The following is a 375-nucleotide window of genomic DNA, read 5'->3' on the forward strand; positions in this document are numbered from 1 at the left end:
TCACCACTGTCCTGGAAGTCCGCCCGCACCCCACGCAGGTAGTCGGTCAGTCCGGAGAACATGGTTCGGGTCTCGCCGACGGTCTTGGTCAATTGCGTTGTCACCGAACCGAGTTGGTCGACAGCGGCCCGCATGGAGCGCACCGATGCCTGGGCGCCGGTCAGCGATCGGGCCATCTCGGTGGTGCCCGCGCCGAAACCCATGGTGCTGTCGGTCAAGGTGGCGGTGGCCGCGACCACCGAGTCCATCGGCTCGACGGCCTTGAGCACCAGTGAGCAGATGCCGTCGCCCACGCAATTCGGGTTCGCGTTGGTGAAGTTGCGCAGCGGGTCCAGATACTGCGACACCTGGGTGACGTTGTCCTGCAGTTGCTGC

General features: G+C 65.3%; 1 protein-coding gene. It reads right to left on the reverse strand.

Annotated elements, in window-relative coordinates; all coding sequences use genetic code 11:
* Positions 1–375, reverse strand: a 375-nt coding sequence (locus FH08_RS48810) for a hypothetical protein (RefSeq protein WP_035568059.1), incomplete at both ends; no start/stop codon positions are given.

The organism is Caballeronia sordidicola, from assembly GCF_000729995.1.
In the GTDB taxonomy this organism is placed as follows: domain Bacteria; phylum Pseudomonadota; class Gammaproteobacteria; order Burkholderiales; family Burkholderiaceae; genus Caballeronia; species Caballeronia sordidicola_A.